The sequence below is a fragment of the Dactylosporangium darangshiense genome (assembly GCF_039537565.1).
GTDB lineage: Bacteria > Actinomycetota > Actinomycetes > Mycobacteriales > Micromonosporaceae > Dactylosporangium > Dactylosporangium darangshiense.
The window spans coordinates 62883-79947 of sequence record NZ_BAABAT010000049.1 but is presented as its reverse complement, the minus strand read 5'-3'; the positions used below and the strand labels follow the sequence as shown (position 1 = coordinate 79947).

Genomic DNA, 17065 nt, shown 5'->3' with positions numbered 1-17065 from the left:
ACTCAAGCTGGACCTCGAAGGTCGAGCGGTGATGGCGATGGCCCGGCGGGGACCAGGGGTGCACCCGAACCCTCCCACTCAGCGATCAAACGGGCGACTCGGATACAGGGATGGTGCACCAGTGAGCGGTACAACAACGGCCCGCGGGACGTGGTCTGGCACGAGCTGCGCCAGCTCGGCGCCGCGCCGCTGGAGGCCGGCCTCGCCGCGGAGGCGCAGCTGGTCTGCGACGAGATGGCGCGGCGGGCGCGGCAGAACATCGAGGTCATCGTCGAGCGGCTCACCGAGGCGGGGTACCGCTTCCATCGCAACGACGACGAGGAGACCCCGGCGAAGCCGTTCGTGCCCGCGACGGAAACCTCGGCGCAGCACGCGCTGTGGCTGCGGGAGCGCTTCGGTGCGGTACCGATGACGCTGCTGTCCTGGGTCAGGCTCGTCGGCGCCGTCTGGCTCGTCGGCACCCACCCGGACTGGCCCGAGTCGTCGGCGGCGGACCCGCTCGTGCTCGACGCCGAGGGCCTGCGCTACGGCGAGCCGATCCGGGACTACTACGACGAGATATGGCAGGCGCACCTCGAGGACGACCGGCCCGGGCTGTTCGTCCTGCCCCTCGCGCCGGACCGGCTGCACAAGAGCAACACCAGCGGCGGCGGCCCCTACGGCATGATCCTGCCCGACGGCGGCGTCGAGGGCGTCTTCGCCGGCGAGGTCGACATGCCATTCGTGTCGTACCTCAACTGGGTCTTCTCCCACGGCGGCTTCCCGTGGCCGTCCGGCAACCGCGCGCAGTGGCGCGTCGTGCACCGCCTCAAGCGCGACCTGCTGCCGCTGTAGCGGTTCGAAATTGCGTTGGCGGGGCGTTCGCGGCCCGGCAGGATCGGCGGGCATGACCGACACCGACGTGCGCCGCCTCGGCCCCGATGACTGGCGCGCCTGGCGCGATGTCCGCCTGGCCGCGCTCGCCGACGCCCCCGAGGCGTTCGGCTCCTCGCTCGAGCGCGAGAGCGCCTACACCGACGACGACTGGCGCGCCTGGCTCGATCCGGCCAAGGGCCTGAAGGCGATCGCCGGGCCCGGCGGCGCGGCCGGCCTCATCGGCGTGTGGACGCCGCCGGACCGCGCCGCCGAGATCTACAGCATGTGGGTCGCGCCGCAGTGGCGCGGCCGCGGCGTCGGCGACCGCCTGATCGCCGAGGCCGTCGCGTGGGCGGCCGAGCGGCGGCACCCGCACGTCGATCTGTGGGTGGTCGGCGACAACGACCCCGCCGCGCGCCTGTACCGCCGGCACGGCTTCCGCGACACCGGCGAGACCCAGCCGCACCCGCGCGACGCCGGCGTCCTCGAGCGCGCGATGCGCCTCGAGCTGAACGCGGGACAATGACGGCCATGGAATGGTTCTCGCCCTCTCCGGACCGCTACGCCGCCCGCCTGGCCGCGATCGAGCGCAAGCTCGACCTCATCATGGCCCACCTCGGCATCGAGGAGCCCGAGCCGACGCTGCCGCCGCAGGCCGTGCAGGAGCTAGTCGCCGGCCGCAAGATCGCCGCCATCAAGGCCTACCGCCAGGCGACCGGCGTGGGGCTGCGGGAGGCCAAGGACGCCGTGGAGGCCTACGAGCGCCGCGGCCGGTGACGGCGCCTCAGGGCACGACGGTGACGGGCCAGCGGCCGGACTTCACCAGGCGCACGGCCAGCGAGCCGACGAAGCGGTGGCCGAAGCGGCGCGACGAGCCGACGACGACGGCGTCGGCGCGCAGGTCGGTGGCGATGCGGATCAGCTCGGAGTAGGGGTCGCCGCGCACGGCGATGAACTCGGCGCGCACGCCGGTGTGCAGGGCGCCCTCCTCCACCTGGCGGCGCATGTCCTCGATCGCCTCGGTGATGGCCTGCTCGACGGCGCCCGCCGCCTCGGCGATCAGGCGGCTGGCAGCGGGCGCGCCGGTCACGTAGACCACCACCAGGCGGGCCCGCTGCCGTCGGGCCAGGCCCGCGGCGTAGGCGCCGGCGCGCATGGAGGTGTCCGATCCGTCGACACCGACCACGATCACCTTGGGTCCGTCGGTCCCGAGTTCGAACTGCACGCGAACAGCATGCCGCAGCCTCGGTCGGTTGTCGCCGCGGGGCGGGCAATCGGCCTCGATGCACAGCTTCAGTGCGAATGGTGCTCGTCGTCGCTGACGAAACGGTCCGCGAAGCGGCCCGCGTCGAGGCGGCGCATGCCCGGGATGTACCGCATCTCCAGCGTCAGCAGCACGAGCGCCGTGGCGCCGGTGGCCACGAGGATGAGCCCTTCGCCGGCGCAGGCGCCGATGACCGCGGCGGCCAGGATCGTCGCCGCCGTCGTCACGCCGTGCAGGGTGGCGAGCTGGCTCTGGCTGCGCCCGCCGCGCGAGGCCGGCGCGATCGGGTCCTGCGCGGTGGCCTGCGGCGGGTTCTGCCGGAACAGCAGGCCCGCGCCGATGAACCCGACGCCGGTGATGGCGCCGGCCAGGGCGGTCGGCGCGTTCTTGTCGGCGAGCAGGCCGATCACGCCGCCGGCGATGCCGACGAGGGCGAAGGTGCGGTCGCCGGCGGTCGAGCCGCGCAGCTCCCGCTCGTAGCCGAGCGCGAACGTCAGCGCGAACGAGACGGCGAGCCGGCCCACCAGGAGGAGGTCGTGGGTCACGCGGACATCCTGCCGCAGCTCGGTTCAGATCGTCACGGGCAGGCTTTCGAAGCCGCGCAGGACCCGGGTCGTGCGCCGCTGCGGCGTGCCGTCGAGGCTCAGGTCCGGGTACCGCTCGAACAGCATCCGCAGCCCGATCTCGCCCTCCAGGCGGGCCAGCGCGGCGCCGAGGCAGTAGTGCACGCCGCCGGAGAACGACAGGTGCTCGCGCGCGTTGGCCCGGGTGACGTCGAAGCGGTCCGGATCGGCGAACACGCCGGGGTCGCGGTTGGCCCCGCCGAGCATCGCCATGACGACGTGGCCCGGTTCGATGCGATACCCGCCGAGGTCGGCCTCGCGCCGGCAGACCCGCGCCGTTACCTGCACCGGCGAGTCGTAGCGCAGCGTCTCCTCGACGGCGTTGCCCCACTTCTGCGGGTCGTCGCGCAGGATCGCCAGCTGCTCCGGGTGCCGCATGAGCAGCCAGGCGCCGGTGCCCAGCAGGTTGACGGTGGTCTCGAAGCCGGCGGCGAGCAGCAGGCCCGCGGTGGCCAGCAGCTCGTCCTCGCTCAGGTCGTCGAGCTGGACCAGCTGGCTGAGCAGGTCGTCGCCCGGCTCGCGGCGCAGGCGGGCGAAGTGCCCGCGCATCCAGACGTTGACGCGCCGGATGTTGATTTCCGTCTGACGGTACGTCGAGAAGGGCAGCCCCAGGTCCAGCGTGGGCGCGGCGGCGTTGCCCCAGGCGAGGAACTGGCGGCGCATGTCGAGCGGGACGCCGAGGATCTCCGCGATCACCGTCACCGGCAGCAGGGAGGCGTAGTCGGCGACCAGGTCGGTGGGCTTGTCGCGCAGCAGCTCGTCGCAGGTCCGCTCGATGCGCGGGCGCAGGCCCTCAATGGCGCGGGCGGTGAAGACCTTCGAGACCAGCCGGCGGTACCGCGTGTGGTCGGGCGGGTCGACGACCAGCATCGACGGCGGGTCGACCGGGCCGATCGGAGAACTTCGGCGGCTGAAGCGGAACATGAGCGCGAGCGGCGCGGGCAGCGGCCGGTCGGTGAACCCGACGCCGAACGCGTCGTGGCGCAGCACGGCGCTGGCGAGGTCGTGGTGGGCGGTCGCCCACATCAGGCTTCCGCGCACGAGCGGCGCCGTGTCGCGGATCGCCTTGTAGAACGGGTACGGCTCCTGGCGTACCGCCGGATCGGTGAAGAAACGAGCCTGCTCGTCGCCCTTGCGGGACGCGGCGTTGATGCCCGCCCGCATGAACCCGTGCTTCGTGGCCCAGCGGATCGCGGTTCCCGGCAGCATGGCCCACCCCCTTGGTACTTCACGGTACCAAGGGGGTGGGCCACGGTCTACTTCGCCTCGATCGCCTTCTCACCGGCGGTCGTCAGCTCGGGCTTGCCGTTGCTCGAGGCCAGCCCGGCCAGCAGCGACTTGAGGTCGATGCCGGTCAGGTCGGTGCCCAGTTGCAGGCCCTGTGCGACGTTGTTGGCCACCGCCTTGGTCAGCGACGTTGCGCCCTCGGTCGAGATGACGGTCATCGAGTCGATCTCGCCGATGGGCGCGCTGGCCGCGCCGACGACCTCGGGCAGGACCCGCACCAGCAGGTCGAGCACCGCGGCCTGGCCGTACTGCTCGAACGCGTCGGCCTTGGCGCGCATCGCCGCCGCCTCCGCCTGCCCGCGGGCGAGCACCGCGTCGGCCTCGGCGACGCCCTCGAGCCGGACCGCCTCGGCGGCCGCGGCGCGCCGGGCCCGCTCGCCCTCGCCGAGCAGCTTGGCCTGCTCGGCCGAGGCCTGCGCGGTGGCGATCGCGGCGTTCTTGGCCGCCTCGGCCTCCTGCTCGACGCGGTACCGGGCCGCGTCGGCCGGCTTGCGGACCTCGGTGTCGAGCTGGCGCTCCTTGAGCTCCGCGTTGCGCTCGGCCACCTTCTGCTGCTCGGCGATGATCGCCTGGTCGCGCTCGGCCTGCGCGAGCGGCCCGGCCGAGGCCGTGCGCGCCCGGGCCGCGTCGATCTCGGCCTGCACCGAGGCCTGCTTGAGCGCCAGGTTGCGCCCGGCCTCGGCGATGACCTCCTCGGCCTTGAGCCGCTCCTGCTCCGCCCCCTGCCGGGCCTGCGCCTCGGCGATGGCGGCGGCCCGGTACACCCTGGCCGCCTCGGGCCGGCCGAGGTCCTCCAGGTAGGTGCCGGCGGTGCGGATGTCCTCGAGCTGGAACACGTCGAGCACGAGCCCCTGGTGCGTGAGCGTGAGCTCGGCCTCCTCGGCGACGTGCGCGGCGAACCCGGCCCGGTCGCGGATGATCTCCTCGATGGTGAGCCGCCCGATGACGGAGCGCAGCGCGCCGGAGAGCACCTGCTTGGTGAACGCCTCGATGCGGTCCTGCTGGTGCAGGAACCGCTGCGCGGCCGGCCGGATCATCTCGGCGGTCCCGCCGACCTTGACGATCGCGACCGCCTCGGCGTCGCAGCGGATGCCCTGCTTGCTGACCGCGGCGGTGACCTCGACCGGGATCTCGCGGCTGGAGAGGTCCAGGCGGTGCAGCCGCTGGACGATCGGCAGCACGAACACGGCCGCGCCCATCACGACCTTCTGCCCGGACAGGTCCGTGGTGACGCTGCCGTCGGCCGCCTTGACCGAGCGGCCCTTGCGGCCGGTGACGATGAACGCCTCGTTCGGCCCGGCGACCCGGACCCGCGACAGCACTGACGCGACGATGAGCACGACGAGCACGACGAGGCCGCCGACGGCGGCTAGGAGCGGTGTCATGACCCTTCCTCAGGTTCTCGGTTGAGAACGGCTTCGAGCGGTGTCACGAGCACGCTGGACGGGGTGGGCACCCCGATGACCAGCACCCGGACGCCGAGCGCGAGCGGGCCGTCCGCGCGCGCGTTGAACTTCATCGGCTGGCCCGCGTAGGCCAGCCGCACCTGACCGAGCCCATCGCGTGGGATCTCGCTGATCACCACGCCGGTGGCACCGACCAGCCCGGCGCTCTCCGGCGTCGCGTCGGTCGGCATGTCGGTGACGGCGGCGACGAACCGGCCCGCACCCCAGGCGAGTGGGATGCCGGCGACGAGCCCGGCGACGCAGCCGACGAGGACGGCGCTGGGCCCCGTACGGTGCGACAGCTCGATCGCGATCGCACCGCCGAACCCGAACCCGCCGACGAACCCGCTCGTGATCGGCAGCGTGTACGCCGCGCCCTGGTTACCGCGCGCCTTGAGCACGCGCAGCCGGGGCCGGTGGTGCAGCAACCTTCCGGCGAGCGGGATTCGGAAATGTCCGATTCTTCGGAACCGGAGGGAGAGCAACAGCAACAGCAGGCTCAGGCCACCAAGGCCCAGAAAGGCGAGCGTCACGGCGCTCATGTGCCATCCCCGTTGGTCCCGGTGTCAGGGCGCCGGGACCCGCAGGCTGAATCTACGCCCGCCCGTCAAGTGATCCGGGTCACTCTCCGGACGAGCCCACTCAGGCGCCGGAGCGCAGGGCGGCTCGCTCAGGCGCCAGCGCGCAGAGTGGCTCGTTCAGGCGCCGGCGCGCAGAGTGGCTCGCTCAGGCGCCGGCGCGCAGGTCGACTCGCTCAGGCGCCGGCGCGCAGCGTGGCTCGCTCAGGCGCCGGCGCGCAGCGTGACTCGCTCAGGCGCCGGCGCGCAGCGTGATGAGCGTGATCTCGCTCGGAGCGAAGACGCGGAAGGGCGGTCCCCAGAAGCCGGTGCCGCGGCTGGTGAACAGCTGCGTGCGCTCGCCGTGGCGGGTCAGCCCCTGCACCACGGGCTGGTCGACGCGCACCAGGTAGTGGAAGGGCCAGATCTGCCCGCCGTGCGTGTGCCCCGACAGCTGCAGGTCGATCCCGTGCGCCACGGCGGCGTCGATCTGCTTCGGCTGGTGTGCGAGCAGCAGTACCGGCAGATCGGGGTCCGCGCCGTCCAGCGCGAGGTCGTGGTCGGCCCGGTGCCCCTCCAGCCCGGTGCCCGCCGCGGTCCGGTCGTCGACGCCGGCCACGACGAGCCGGTCCCCGCCGCGCTCCACGACGACGTGCCGGTTGTGCAGCGGCTCCCAGCCGAGCGACTGCATGTGGTCGAGCCAGCCCTGCGCCTCGCCGAAGTACTCGTGGTTGCCGGTCACGTACACCCTGGCCATCCGTGCCCGCACGTCCGCGAGCGGCGCCGCCTGCTCGGTGCGCTGGCTCGGCGTGCCGTCGGCGATGTCCCCGGTGTGCGTGACGATGTCGGCGTCGAGCGAGTTGACGACCTCGGTGACCCCCTTGGACCACGCGACGCGGTCGATCGGCCCGTAGTGCGTGTCGGTGAGCTGCACGATCTTCAGCCCGTCCAGCCCCGCCCCGAGCCGCGGCAGCCGCACCTCGACGCGGCGCACCCGCGGCACGCGCATGGCCTCGCGATACCCCCAAAGCCCGAGCCCGACGGCCACCACAACGGTGAACAGCGCCGCGACCCGCGAGCGCACCGGGTCGGCGACCCCGCCGGCGAGCAGCCCGAGCCGCAGCAGGTCCCCCGCGATGGCCCAGACGAACAGGATCCACACGGCGCCGAGGATGGTGTCGCCGATGCGGGCCGCCCAGTCGGCGCGCCGCCCGTGCCCGAGGAACATCGTGACCGGGAACACGACGAGCGCCGCCGCGAACACCACGGTCCCGACGGCCTGAACCGCGCCCGGCCACTCGTTGCCGGCCATGACGAGCGACCACCACGGCACCCCGAACAGCAGCCCGAGCACGACACTCAGCGTCCCCACGAACGCCAGGGGCCGCAGGAGTGAACGCCGCCGAACGGAAGGAGCCGGTACCGCCTCAGTAGTCGCCATGTGGCAATATTGGCACGCGCTCGGCGGCGGTTCCTGAGAGCGCCCTGAGATTCGGGTCGCACTCCGCGGTGCCGCTGCTCGGCTGTTCGGTCGCTCGTCAGTGCGAGTCCGCGATGGCCCCTTCGATGTAGCTCGCGGTCAGCATCGTGAACACGTACGCCTGCAGGATGACGACCCCGAACTCGAAGAACGTCATCACGATCGCGAGCGCGAACGACAGCGGCGACAGCAGCGCGACGAACAGGTTCGCGCTGGTCAGCATCGCGAACCCGCCGAACGTGAACACGAGCAGCATGAGATGCCCGGCGAACATGTTGGCGAAGAGCCGCACGGCAAGCGTGACGGGCCGGAAGAAGAACGTCTGGATGATCTCGATCGGCGTCAGCAGAAAGTACAGCGGCCAGGGAATCCCCGGCATGAAGAGGTTGGTCCTGAAGTACCGCACCACCCCGTGCTTGCGTATCCCGAGGTAGATGAACTGCACGTAGGTGATGATCGCCAGCACCGCCGGAAACGCGATGTGCGCATTCGGCGAGACCTGGAACAGCGGAACGATCGCGAACACGTTGGTGACCGCGATGAAGCAGAACAACGCGGTGAGATAGGGCGCGAACCGCAGCCCTTGGCTGCCGATGACCGGCGCGGCGATCCCGTCCCGCACAAACCCGTACACCGACTCGGCCAGCCACTGCCCCCGCGAGGGCACGATCCTGGGCCGCCGATAGCTCAGCAGAAAGAACAGGATGACGATCGCAACGGCCAGCCACACCATGAACGTGATCTTGGTGAACGCCAGCCCGAGGTCCACCCCGCGCAACCCCGGAATGAGACTGTCGAAGTCGAAATCCTTGACGCCGGGCGGGAAGGGCACGTCCATACGACCCCCACTTCGTATGCGGTAGGGAGATCGTACTATCACCTTGATCTATGCATTGCCCCGCACCTCGTCGGGGTGCACGCACGGGAGCGCCGCCCACACGAGGCGGCACCGCCCACACGCCGGGGCGCCGCCCACACGAGGCGGCACCGCCCACACGCCGGGGCGCCGCCCACACGAGGCGGCACCGCCCACAGACGGGGGCACCGCCCCTACGAAGCGGCGGCGGTGCTATGAGACGGCGAGCACGTCCACGACGAAGCGCAGCGCGCCGGCCGGTTGGCCTCCGCCCGGGTTGTCGCCGTACGCCAGGGCGGCCGGGATGTCCAGCTGCACGCGGCTGCCGACCTTCACGCCGACGAGGCCCTGGTTCCAGCCCGGGATCACGTTCCCGCCGAGCGCGAAGGTGAACGCCTGGGAGTGGTTCCAGGAGGCGTCGAACTCCTTGCCGTCCGCGTAGGTGACGCCGACGTAGTTCACCGTGATCTGCTGGCCCGTCTGCGTGGCGGCGCCCTTGCCCTCGACCAGCGTGGTCACCGCGAGCTTGGAGACGGTCCCGGTGCCGGCCTTGACCACGGGCTTCGTGGACAGGGCCGGGTCGGCGCCCGCCGGCACCGGCGGGAACGCCGCCGTCGTGGGCGCGACGGTGGCGCCCGCGGTCGGGGCCGCGCCGGTGGCCGTGGCGCCGGTGGCGCTGGACGCCGTGGAGTCGGTCGCCGGGCCGTCGGAGCGCACCGACAGCCACACCACGAGGCCGATGACGGCGACGACGGCCACGGCCGCGCCGACGATGGCCATCACACGACGCCGTTTGGCCGCGGCGACCGCCCGCTCCTTGGCCGCCTTGGCGGCGGCGCGCTTCTCCGCCTTGGTCAGCAGGGCCGTGCCGCTGCCGGGACGACTGGGGGCCGCGGGGCGCTGCGGGCCGGTCACACGTTCGCTCACCGGAACAAGGTACGACATGCGATGCCGGCGGTCAGCCCGCACATGCCTCAGCATTCGAGCCGGGGAGAAAAGGGACAAACCGGGCCGCGCACGGCCGGCACCCGGGCCAGGGCGCCGACCGTGCTCTCATCCGTCACTCCCGTCGCGTGCGCCCCGCGCGCTCCGCGACAGTCCGCAGGTAGAGCCGCGGCACACTTCGCCGCGGCGGCGCACCCTCGGGACGTCGTGTCCGCGGCGCGACCCCACCGCGCCCGGGCGGCGCACCGTCGGGCCGCCCTGTCCGCGGCGCGACCCGACCGCGACTGGGCGGCGCACCATCGGGATGCCCCGTCCGCGGCGCGACCCCACCGCGCCTGGGCGGCGCACCCTCGGGCCGCCGCGTCCGCGGCGCGACCCCACCGCGCCCGCGTCTTCGGGTGCTCCGCGTTCGCTCCTGGACGTCCCTGCGACGGCACCGGCCCCGCGTGGTCTTGGCGATCTCGGTTTTGGTCATGCCGTCACGTTATCGAGGGGGTACGACATTTTCCGGCCGGCGTCCATTGTGGACAGGGACCGGGACTACTGCTGACGCACGTGACGGCCCCGCGAGGCGGACGCGACGGCCGCCAGGAGCGTCATGAGCGTCGCCGCGCCGAACACGACCACGAGCCCGTCGTGGAACGGCTGCGCGATCAGGTTCGGGAAGAACTCGTGCCCGGTGAGGGTCGCGACGTTGACGGGCGGCAGCGCCGCCAGCGCCGGGCCGCCCAGCAGGTGCTCGACCGGGTTGCTGCCCAGGAACGCCGCGAACAGCGTGCTCACCGGCGGCAGCGAGGCAACGCGGGCGGCCACGTCCTGCGGTACCCCTTGAGCGGAAAGACCCGACGTGAGCGTCTCGGGCAGTGCTCGAGCCAGCCCCGCCACCATGAGGGAGAAGAACACGCCGATCGACAGGGACATGCCGGCGTTCTGGAACGTCGCGCGCATGCCCGACGCCACGCCCCGCTGGTTGGCCGGGACGCTGCTCATGATGGCGGACGTGTTCGGGGCGGAGAACATGCCCTGGCCGAGGCCGCTGAGCAGCAGCAGGCCGGCGAAGAGCGGATACGGGAAGTCGATCGGGATCAGCAGCAGCCCGGCGAAGGCGCCGGCGACGAGCAGCAGGCCCGCGGTGGAGAACAGGCGGGCGCCGAAGCGGTCGGAGAGGTACCCGCTGATCGGGCCCGCGACGAGGAACCCGGCGGTCAGCGGCAGCATGAAGATGCCGGCCCACAGCGGCGTGTCCTCGAACTTGTAGCCGTGCAGGGGCAGCCAGATGCCCTGCAGCCAGATGATGAGCATGAACTGCATGCCGCCGCGCGCGACCGCCACGAGCAGGGCGGCGAGGTTGCCGGCGGCGAACGCGCGGATGCGGAACAGGGCCAGGCGGAACATCGGGTGCGCCACGCGCGACTCGATGACGATGAAGGCGGCCAGCAGCGCCACGCCCAGGCCGATGCCGCCCAGCACGCGCGGGCTGGTCCAGCCGGTGGGGTGTCCGCCGTACGGCTGGATCCCGTAGGTCATCGAGGCCAGGATGAGCGCCGTGCCGGCCGCGAAGGTGACGTTGCCGGCCCAGTCCACCGGTGCGCGGTGGCGCTCGCCGGTTTCGCGCAGGCTGCGGTACGACCACATCGTGCCCACGACGCCAACCGGCACGCTGACCCAGAACACCGCGCGCCAGTCCCAGGCGGCGAGCACCCCGCCCAGCAGCAGGCCCAGGAACTGCCCGGCGAGCGCGGTGATCTGGTTGATGCCCAGCGCCATGCCGCGCTGGCGGGCCGGGAACGCGTCGGTGAGGATCGCCACCGAGTTGGCCGTGAGCATCGCGCCGCCGAACGCCTGCACGATGCGCCAGCCGATGAGCCACAGGGCCCCCGCGCCGGCGTGGAACGGATCGAAGGAGAGCGCGACGGAGGCGATCGCGAAGATCAGGAAGCCGCGGTTGTACATCCTGACGCGCCCGAACATGTCGCCCAGACGGCCCAGGGCGACCACCAGGACCGCGGACACGAGCAGGTAGCCCATGATCATCCACAGCAGGTAACCGATGTTGCCGGGGGCGAGCGGGTCCAGCCCGATGCCGCGGAAGATGGCCGGCAGCGAGATGATGACGATCGACCCGTCGATCGTGGCCATGAGCATGCCGAGCGTGGTGTTGGACAGCGCCACCCACTTGTAGCGGTCCGTCTGCTGCCGCTCGTCGAGCACCGCGGCGCTCACAACTCCTCCGCCAGCCGGTCCAGGAGGCGGGCGGCCTCGGCGATGGCGTCGCGCTCGTCCTCGGTGAGCCGGCCGATCGCCTCGGTGAGGGCCTGGGTCTTCAGGGAGCGGCGGTCGGTGAGCAGCCGCCGGCCCTCGGCGGTGATCGCCATGAGCACCCGGCGGCCGTCGCCGGGGTCGGGCGCGCGCGAGACGAGGTCGCGCTGCTCCAAGGCCTGCACGGTGGCGCCCATCGCCTGCGGCTTGACCCGGTCGGCGCTGGCGAGCTCGCCCGGGGTCATGGCGCCCTCGCGGTCCAGGCGCGACAGGACGGAGGCCTCGCCGAGCGTGAGCTCGCCGGGCACGTGGGTCTGGCGAAGCCGTCGGACGAGGCGGCCGACCGCGATCTGCAGCGCGGCGGCGGTGCTCTCGATCTCCATATAGTAAATGTAGACTGATAAACCTGGGTTGAAGAAAGGGTGGCGCGGGTGATCCGCGCCACCCCCTCAGCGGCTAGAAACCAACCGCGACGAGCAGGTACTGCGGGTTGCCGTGCGACACGAACGAGGACTGGCCGGCGTAGTCGTCATACGGGAAGCCGTACGCCAGGCGGTTGATGGCGTGGTCGTGCCAGAACTTGGCGTAGTAGTTCGCCGGCGCGGCCTGGTAGTACAGGCTCGGCGTCGACCAGTCCGACTGCGGCAGCTGGCGCACGTGCCGGTTGAGCGCGGCGCAGTTGCCCGGGTCGTTGGCGAGCACCCCGGCGCAGCCGAAGACGTCCGAGGTCGGTGCGTTGATGCCGTACTGCTGGGCGTACGCGGTGAAGTAGTTCTGGTTCACCCCGCCGCTGCGGAAGGTCGGGTCGCTGCCGGGCGCGATGATGCGGTAGGGCGCCTGGGACTGTGCGAGGACCTTGAACTCCTGCGGTACCTCCGCGATGAACTTGGCGAAGGTGGCCTCACGCGACTCAGTGAAGGTCTGGTAGTCCTCGCCGACCTGCACGTCGTAGCCGTCGTGCGCGTGCAGGCGCATCGCGATCTTCAGGCCGAACGCGTCGACGCGCGTGGTGTTGCCGTTGAAGACCGCCGGGCCGACGGTGAACTCGATGAAGTCGTAGTACTGGCCGTTGGGCTGCCCGACGTAGAAGTACATGCGACCCGCGGTGTTGGCCGGCATGTCGAAGTAGGGCTGCTCGGCGATCGAGTGCACCGTGCCGTTGTAGCTCCAGTACACCTGGCTGTCCGGGTAGCGGCCGTTGGTGCGGTTGAGCACCTTGACCATCACCACGTTCTGCGCGGCGGGGATGGAGGCGGTGTCGCCCCAGAACTGGTCCGGCGGCGGCGGGCTGCTCGGCGGCGTGCTCGGCGGGGTGCTGTTCGGCGTGGTCGGCACGGTGCCGGTCACGTGCACGGCGAACTCGAACAGCGAGTAGCCGTACGCGGTGCCGCGCGCGGTGCCGTTCATCCGCACGTAGCGGCCCGAGCCGGAGGCGGTGATGTTCTGGACGCCGCCGGTGCCGGTCGTCGTGCTGTAGATGTTCGTCCAGGTGGTGCCGTTGGTGGAAACCTGGATCTGGAAGGACTTGCCGTAGGCGGCCTCCCAGTTCAGGTCGACGCCGCAGATGCTCGCCGTGCCACCGAGGTCGACCTGGATCCACTGCGGGTCACTGAACGCGCTGGACCAGCGGGTGGCGGTGTTGCCGTCGAAGGCGGCCGATGCGGGTGTACCCGCGTTCTCCGTCGACGACGCGGTGGCCGGACGGCCCTGTGCGGCGTTGGCTGTACCACAGCCGGTCGACCCGCCGAACGAGCCGTAGACCTGGAACTCCCACAGCGAGTAGCCGTAGGCGGTGCCGCGGGCGGTCCCGTTCATCCGGACATAGCGCCCGGAGCCGGACACCGCGAGGGTCTGCACCCCGCCGGTGCCGGTGGTCGTGCTGTAGATGTTCGTCCAGGTGGTGCCGTTGGCCGAGGTCTGGATCTGGAACGACTTGGCGTAGGCGGCCTCCCAGTTGAGCACGACCTGGTCGATCGTGGCCGTCTGACCGAGGTCGACCTGGATCCACTGCGGGTCGCTGAACGCGCTGGACCAGCGGGTGCCGGTGTTGCCGTCGGTGGCGGCCGAGGCGGGCGTGCCGGCGTTCTCTGCCGACGAGGCGGTGGTCGGCTTGCCCTGCGACAACAGGGAGCTGGCGGCGCTCGCGTTGCCGATCGTGAACGCCGCATAGCCGATCAGCACGGCCGCCACGGAGAGCGCGCTCACGATCAACGGCCGCCGGCGGCGGCGCGGCTTCGTTGTGCGTTCATCGATGGGTTGGGGTGTGGGTGGTCTGGAGTTCTCGAGCATCAGTGCTGCTCCCTGACGTGGGTTGGGGGCGTCGGCGATCGACGCCGCACCTCGGGGATGCGCCGGATCAGGCGGAGGACCGGCGCTGGCGGGCGTTGGTCGCTGGCGGGATGAGAGAGCGCTCTCTCACCAAGCAGCCTTATCGATTCCGACCGTTCCGTCAAGTGGCGGGTTTTGATGTCTGACGCATCGGGCACGTGCTGTCACAGATGGACACCGCCGCCGCCGTGTCCCCGAGGCGGCATTGAGCGCCTGGGAGGTGCACGTTGGCTGAGACACAATCAGCTTCCGCCGCGACCGGGGGGATCATCCGCAGCCTGATCCCCGCCCGGATCGACCGGCTCACCTGGGCCCCGTTCCATACGCGCATGGTGCTCGCGCTCGGCACCGCCTGGGTGCTCGACGGCCTCGAGATCACCATCGCCAGCGCCGTCGGCGCCGTGCTCAACAAGCAGGAGACGCTGGGCCTGTCCAGCACGCAGGTCGGCGCGATCGCCACCGTCTACCTGCTCGGCGAGGTCTTCGGGGCATTGTTCTTCGGCCGCCTCTCTGACGCCCTCGGCCGCAAGAACCTGTTCATCGTGACCCTCGGCGTCTACCTGGCCGGCAACGCACTCACCGCCCTGACGTGGGGCAACGACGCGTTCGGCCTGGTCTTCCTCTACCTGACCCGGTTCATCGCCGGCGCGGGCATCGGCGGCGAGTACGCCGCGATCAACAGCGCGATCGACGAGATGATGCCGGCGAAGTACCGCGGGCGCGTCGACATCGGCATCAACGGCACCTACTGGGGCGGCGCCATCATCGGCACGCTCGGCACGTACCTGCTGCTCAACCACATCTCACTGAACATCGCCTGGCGGCTGGGCTTCCTCATCGGCCCGATCATCGGCCTGCTGATCTGGAACCTGCGCCGGCACCTGCCGGAGAGCCCCCGCTGGCTCATCATGCACGGCCGGGAGCGCGAGGCCGAGGAGTCCATCGCCGAGATCGAGCGCGACGTCGAGTCCTCCGGCCAGACCCTCGCCCCCGTCGACGGGTCCAGGGCCCTGGAGGTGCGCCCGGCCCCGGGCCACGGCTACCTGTCGCTGCTCCGCGTGCTCTTCTCGCACATGCCGGCGCGCTCGACCCTGTCGGCCACCCTGATGATCACGCAGTCGTTCCTGTACAACGCGATCTTCTTCACCTACACGCTGGTGCTGTCGAAGTTCTACCACGTCGACGCGGAGAAGACGCCGATCTACCTGATCGCCTTCGCGGTCGGGAACCTGGCCGGCCCGCTGCTGCTGGGCCACCTGTTCGACTCCATCGGCCGGCGCAAGATGATCGCCGGGACGTACATCCTCTCCGGCGTCCTGCTGGCGATCTCGGCGTGGATGTTCGACGCGGGGCTCCTCAACGCGTTCACCCAGACCCTCGCCTGGTGCGTCATCTTCTTCTTCGCCTCGGCCGGCGCGAGCTCGGCGTACCTGACCGTGTCGGAGATCTTCCCGCTGGAGATCCGGGCGCAGGCGATCGCGGTGTTCTTCGCCATCGCCCAGTGCTTCGGCGCCATCGGCCCGATCTTCTACGGCTGGCTGATCGGCGAGGGCGAGGACCCGGGCAAGCTCTTCATCGGCTACCTCATCGGCGCCGCCGTCATGATCATCGGCGGCGTGGTGGAGATCGTGCTGGGCGTCAACGCAGAGGGCAGGCCCCTCGAGGAGGTCGCCACCCCGCTGTCCGCCGTGACCACCCGCCCGCGCTCGACGGGCTGAAATTTCCACCGTTCCGGGTGACGTTCCCGGGTGGCATCATGCTGAGCCATGACCGCCACCCGGGTCGCACCCTCATCGACCCGCGCCGACCGGGTCGCCTGGTACTCCTACGACTGGGCCATCTCCGCGTTCCGGGCGACGGTGATCACCGTCTTCCTGGGCCCGTACCTCACCACCATTGCCGAGAACGCCGCCGGCCCCGACGGCCTCGTCCGCGTCCTGGGCGTGCCCGTCGCCACCGGCTCCCTGTTCACGTACACGATCTCGGCCTCGGTGCTGCTCACCGTCCCGATCCTGCCGCTGGTCGGCGCGCTGGCCGACCGCAGCTCGCACAAGAAGCGGCTGCTGGCGTTGTTCGCGTACATCGGCGCCGGCTCCGTCATCGCGATGGTCTTCCTGACGGGATCGCGCTACCTGCTCGGCGCCGCCCTGCTGCTGGCCGCCAACATCGCCTACGGCGCGGCCAAGGTGGTCTTCAACTCCTACCTGCCGCAGCTGGCCGGCCCCGACGACCGCGACCGGGTCTCGAGCTTCAGCTGGGCCATCGGGTACATCGGCGGCGGCATCCTGCTGACCGCCAACCTCGCCGCACTCGTCGCGCTCGGCGACGACTACAAGGCGACCGTGGCCCGCTGGTCGATCGTCTCCGCGGGCGTGTGGTGGGCGGCGTTCACCACCTACGCCGTCATCCGCCTCCCCGACCACCCCGCGGTGGCGGGCGAGCGCGCGCAGGGCTCCGTCTTCGCCGACGGCTTCCGCCAGCTGTGGCACACGCTCAAGGGCGCCCGCGCCTACCCGCTGACCCTGTTCTTCCTGGCCGCCTACCTCGTCTACAACGACGGCATCCAGACCGTCATCACCGTCGCCACCATCTACGCGGACCAGGAGCTGAAGCTCTCGCAAGAGGTCCAGATCATCACGATCCTGCTCGTACAGTTCGTGGCCTTCGGCGGCGCCTGGCTGCTCGGCCGCGTCGCCGCCCGCTTCGGCGCCTGGCGCACGATCGCCGGCAGCCTCGTCGTCTGGATCGTCGCCGTGGCGCTGGCCTACCCCCTTCCGGCACACCAGCCGGTCGCCTTCATGCTGCTGGGCGCGCTGATCGGGATCGTGCTGGGCGGCAGCCAGGCGCTGAGCCGCTCGCTGTTCGCGCAGATGATCCCGCACGGCATGGAGGCCGAGTACTACGGCCTGTACGAGATCTCGTCCGACGGCACGAGCTGGCTCGGTCCGCTGCTGTTCGGCCTGGCGTTCCAGCTCACGCACACCAACCGCGTGGCCATCGTCTCGACCCTGGTGTTCTTCGTCGCCGGCCTGATCATGCTGCTGATGGTCCCGGTGCGCCGCGCGATCGTGGCGGCCGGCAACACTCCCCCACGGGTGCTCTGACGTTCGTCCACTGTGGAGGGTGCGGCGCAAAAGTGTCGTACCCTCCGACTAGCCTGAGGCCA

The 17065-nt window shown here is 71.3% G+C and carries 16 protein-coding genes; 5 read left to right on the top strand and 11 right to left on the bottom strand.

Going from position 1 to position 17065, the window contains the following annotated elements; all coding sequences use genetic code 11:
• Positions 1-150 precede the first annotated feature (150 nt).
• Genes ABD901_RS48545 through ABD901_RS48535 form a run of 3 tightly spaced genes read left to right on the top strand, consistent with a single transcriptional unit; the run spans position 151 to position 1632 of the window.
• Positions 151-834 carry a hypothetical protein gene (locus tag ABD901_RS48545; protein WP_345139401.1) on the top strand — a complete coding sequence of 228 codons (684 nt, stop codon included), beginning with the start codon at positions 151-153 and terminating at the stop codon, positions 832-834.
• 52 nt (positions 835-886) lie between these two features.
• Positions 887-1381, top strand: coding sequence for a GNAT family N-acetyltransferase (locus ABD901_RS48540; RefSeq protein WP_345139398.1), 495 nt, complete (start codon positions 887-889; stop codon positions 1379-1381).
• 5 nt (positions 1382-1386) lie between these two features.
• Entirely contained in the window at positions 1387-1632 is a 246-nt protein-coding gene (locus tag ABD901_RS48535; protein WP_345139395.1) for a ribosomal protein L7/L12, read from the top strand.
• A 7-nt stretch (positions 1633-1639) separates the two neighbouring features.
• Here the strand turns inward: ABD901_RS48535 and ABD901_RS48530 are convergent, their stop codons facing one another.
• The 11 genes from ABD901_RS48530 to ABD901_RS48480 form a co-directional block, all read right to left on the bottom strand.
• On the bottom strand, positions 1640-2080 hold the full coding sequence (locus ABD901_RS48530; protein WP_345139387.1) for a universal stress protein: 441 nt from the start codon (positions 2078-2080) through the stop codon (positions 1640-1642).
• A gap of 68 nt (positions 2081-2148) precedes the next feature.
• Positions 2149-2664 carry an MgtC/SapB family protein gene (locus tag ABD901_RS48525; protein WP_345139384.1) on the bottom strand — a complete coding sequence of 172 codons (516 nt, stop codon included), beginning with the start codon at positions 2662-2664 and terminating at the stop codon, positions 2149-2151.
• A 24-nt stretch (positions 2665-2688) separates the two neighbouring features.
• Positions 2689-3951 carry a cytochrome P450 gene (locus ABD901_RS48520; RefSeq protein ID WP_345139381.1) on the bottom strand — a complete coding sequence of 421 codons (1263 nt, stop codon included), beginning with the start codon at positions 3949-3951 and terminating at the stop codon, positions 2689-2691.
• A 47-nt stretch (positions 3952-3998) separates the two neighbouring features.
• Complete coding sequence (locus tag ABD901_RS48515) at positions 3999-5414, bottom strand: flotillin family protein (RefSeq protein WP_345139377.1); 1416 nt, start codon at positions 5412-5414, stop codon at positions 3999-4001.
• Positions 5411-6016, bottom strand: a complete 606-nt coding sequence (locus ABD901_RS48510; RefSeq protein ID WP_345139374.1) for a hypothetical protein — start codon at positions 6014-6016, stop codon at positions 5411-5413. The genes ABD901_RS48515 and ABD901_RS48510 overlap by 4 nt, the downstream gene beginning before the upstream one ends.
• 268 nt (positions 6017-6284) lie before the next feature.
• A complete protein-coding gene (locus ABD901_RS48505) occupies positions 6285-7472 on the bottom strand; it encodes a metallophosphoesterase (protein WP_345139371.1) in 1188 nt (395 codons plus the stop codon).
• Positions 7473-7569: 97 nt separating this feature from the next.
• Positions 7570-8349, bottom strand: coding sequence for a F0F1 ATP synthase subunit A (atpB, locus tag ABD901_RS48500; RefSeq protein ID WP_345139368.1), 780 nt, complete (start codon positions 8347-8349; stop codon positions 7570-7572).
• Between the two features lie 231 nt (positions 8350-8580).
• Positions 8581-9294: an FKBP-type peptidyl-prolyl cis-trans isomerase gene (locus ABD901_RS48495; protein ID WP_345139365.1), complete on the bottom strand. Its 714-nt coding sequence runs from the start codon at positions 9292-9294 to the stop codon at positions 8581-8583.
• Between the two features lie 558 nt (positions 9295-9852).
• Positions 9853-11535 (bottom strand): MFS transporter, encoded by a 1683-nt coding sequence (locus ABD901_RS48490; RefSeq protein ID WP_345139363.1) that lies wholly within the window; start codon positions 11533-11535, stop codon positions 9853-9855.
• Positions 11532-11954 (bottom strand): MarR family winged helix-turn-helix transcriptional regulator, encoded by a 423-nt coding sequence (locus ABD901_RS48485; protein ID WP_345139359.1) that lies wholly within the window; start codon positions 11952-11954, stop codon positions 11532-11534. The genes ABD901_RS48490 and ABD901_RS48485 overlap by 4 nt, the downstream gene beginning before the upstream one ends.
• A 73-nt stretch (positions 11955-12027) precedes the next feature.
• Positions 12028-13860, bottom strand: a complete 1833-nt coding sequence (locus tag ABD901_RS48480) for a discoidin domain-containing protein (RefSeq protein ID WP_345139356.1) — start codon at positions 13858-13860, stop codon at positions 12028-12030.
• Between the two features lie 266 nt (positions 13861-14126).
• Here ABD901_RS48480 and ABD901_RS48475 point away from each other — a divergent pair, with 266 nt between their 5' ends.
• Both ABD901_RS48475 and ABD901_RS48470 read left to right on the top strand, forming a co-directional pair.
• Positions 14127-15617: an MFS transporter gene (locus ABD901_RS48475; protein ID WP_345139353.1), complete on the top strand. Its 1491-nt coding sequence runs from the start codon at positions 14127-14129 to the stop codon at positions 15615-15617.
• 48 nt (positions 15618-15665) lie between these two features.
• On the top strand, positions 15666-17003 hold the full coding sequence (locus tag ABD901_RS48470; protein ID WP_345139348.1) for an MFS transporter: 1338 nt from the start codon (positions 15666-15668) through the stop codon (positions 17001-17003).
• Positions 17004-17065: the final 62 nt, after the last annotated feature.

Coding starts and splice junctions, on each gene's coding strand:
- ABD901_RS48540 (WP_345139398.1), top strand. CDS start 887: ATGACCGACACCGACGTGCGCCGCCTCGGCCCCGATGACTGGCGCGCC.
- ABD901_RS48535 (WP_345139395.1), top strand. CDS start 1,387: ATGGAATGGTTCTCGCCCTCTCCGGACCGCTACGCCGCCCGCCTGGCC.
- ABD901_RS48520 (WP_345139381.1), bottom strand. CDS start 3,951: ATGCTGCCGGGAACCGCGATCCGCTGGGCCACGAAGCACGGGTTCATG.
- ABD901_RS48515 (WP_345139377.1), bottom strand. CDS start 5,414: ATGACACCGCTCCTAGCCGCCGTCGGCGGCCTCGTCGTGCTCGTCGTG.
- ABD901_RS48510 (WP_345139374.1), bottom strand. CDS start 6,016: ATGAGCGCCGTGACGCTCGCCTTTCTGGGCCTTGGTGGCCTGAGCCTG.
- ABD901_RS48505 (WP_345139371.1), bottom strand. CDS start 7,472: ATGGCGACTACTGAGGCGGTACCGGCTCCTTCCGTTCGGCGGCGTTCA.
- atpB (WP_345139368.1), bottom strand. CDS start 8,349: ATGGACGTGCCCTTCCCGCCCGGCGTCAAGGATTTCGACTTCGACAGT.
- ABD901_RS48485 (WP_345139359.1), bottom strand. CDS start 11,954: ATGGAGATCGAGAGCACCGCCGCCGCGCTGCAGATCGCGGTCGGCCGC.
- ABD901_RS48480 (WP_345139356.1), bottom strand. CDS start 13,860: ATGCTCGAGAACTCCAGACCACCCACACCCCAACCCATCGATGAACGC.
- ABD901_RS48470 (WP_345139348.1), top strand. CDS start 15,666: ATGACCGCCACCCGGGTCGCACCCTCATCGACCCGCGCCGACCGGGTC.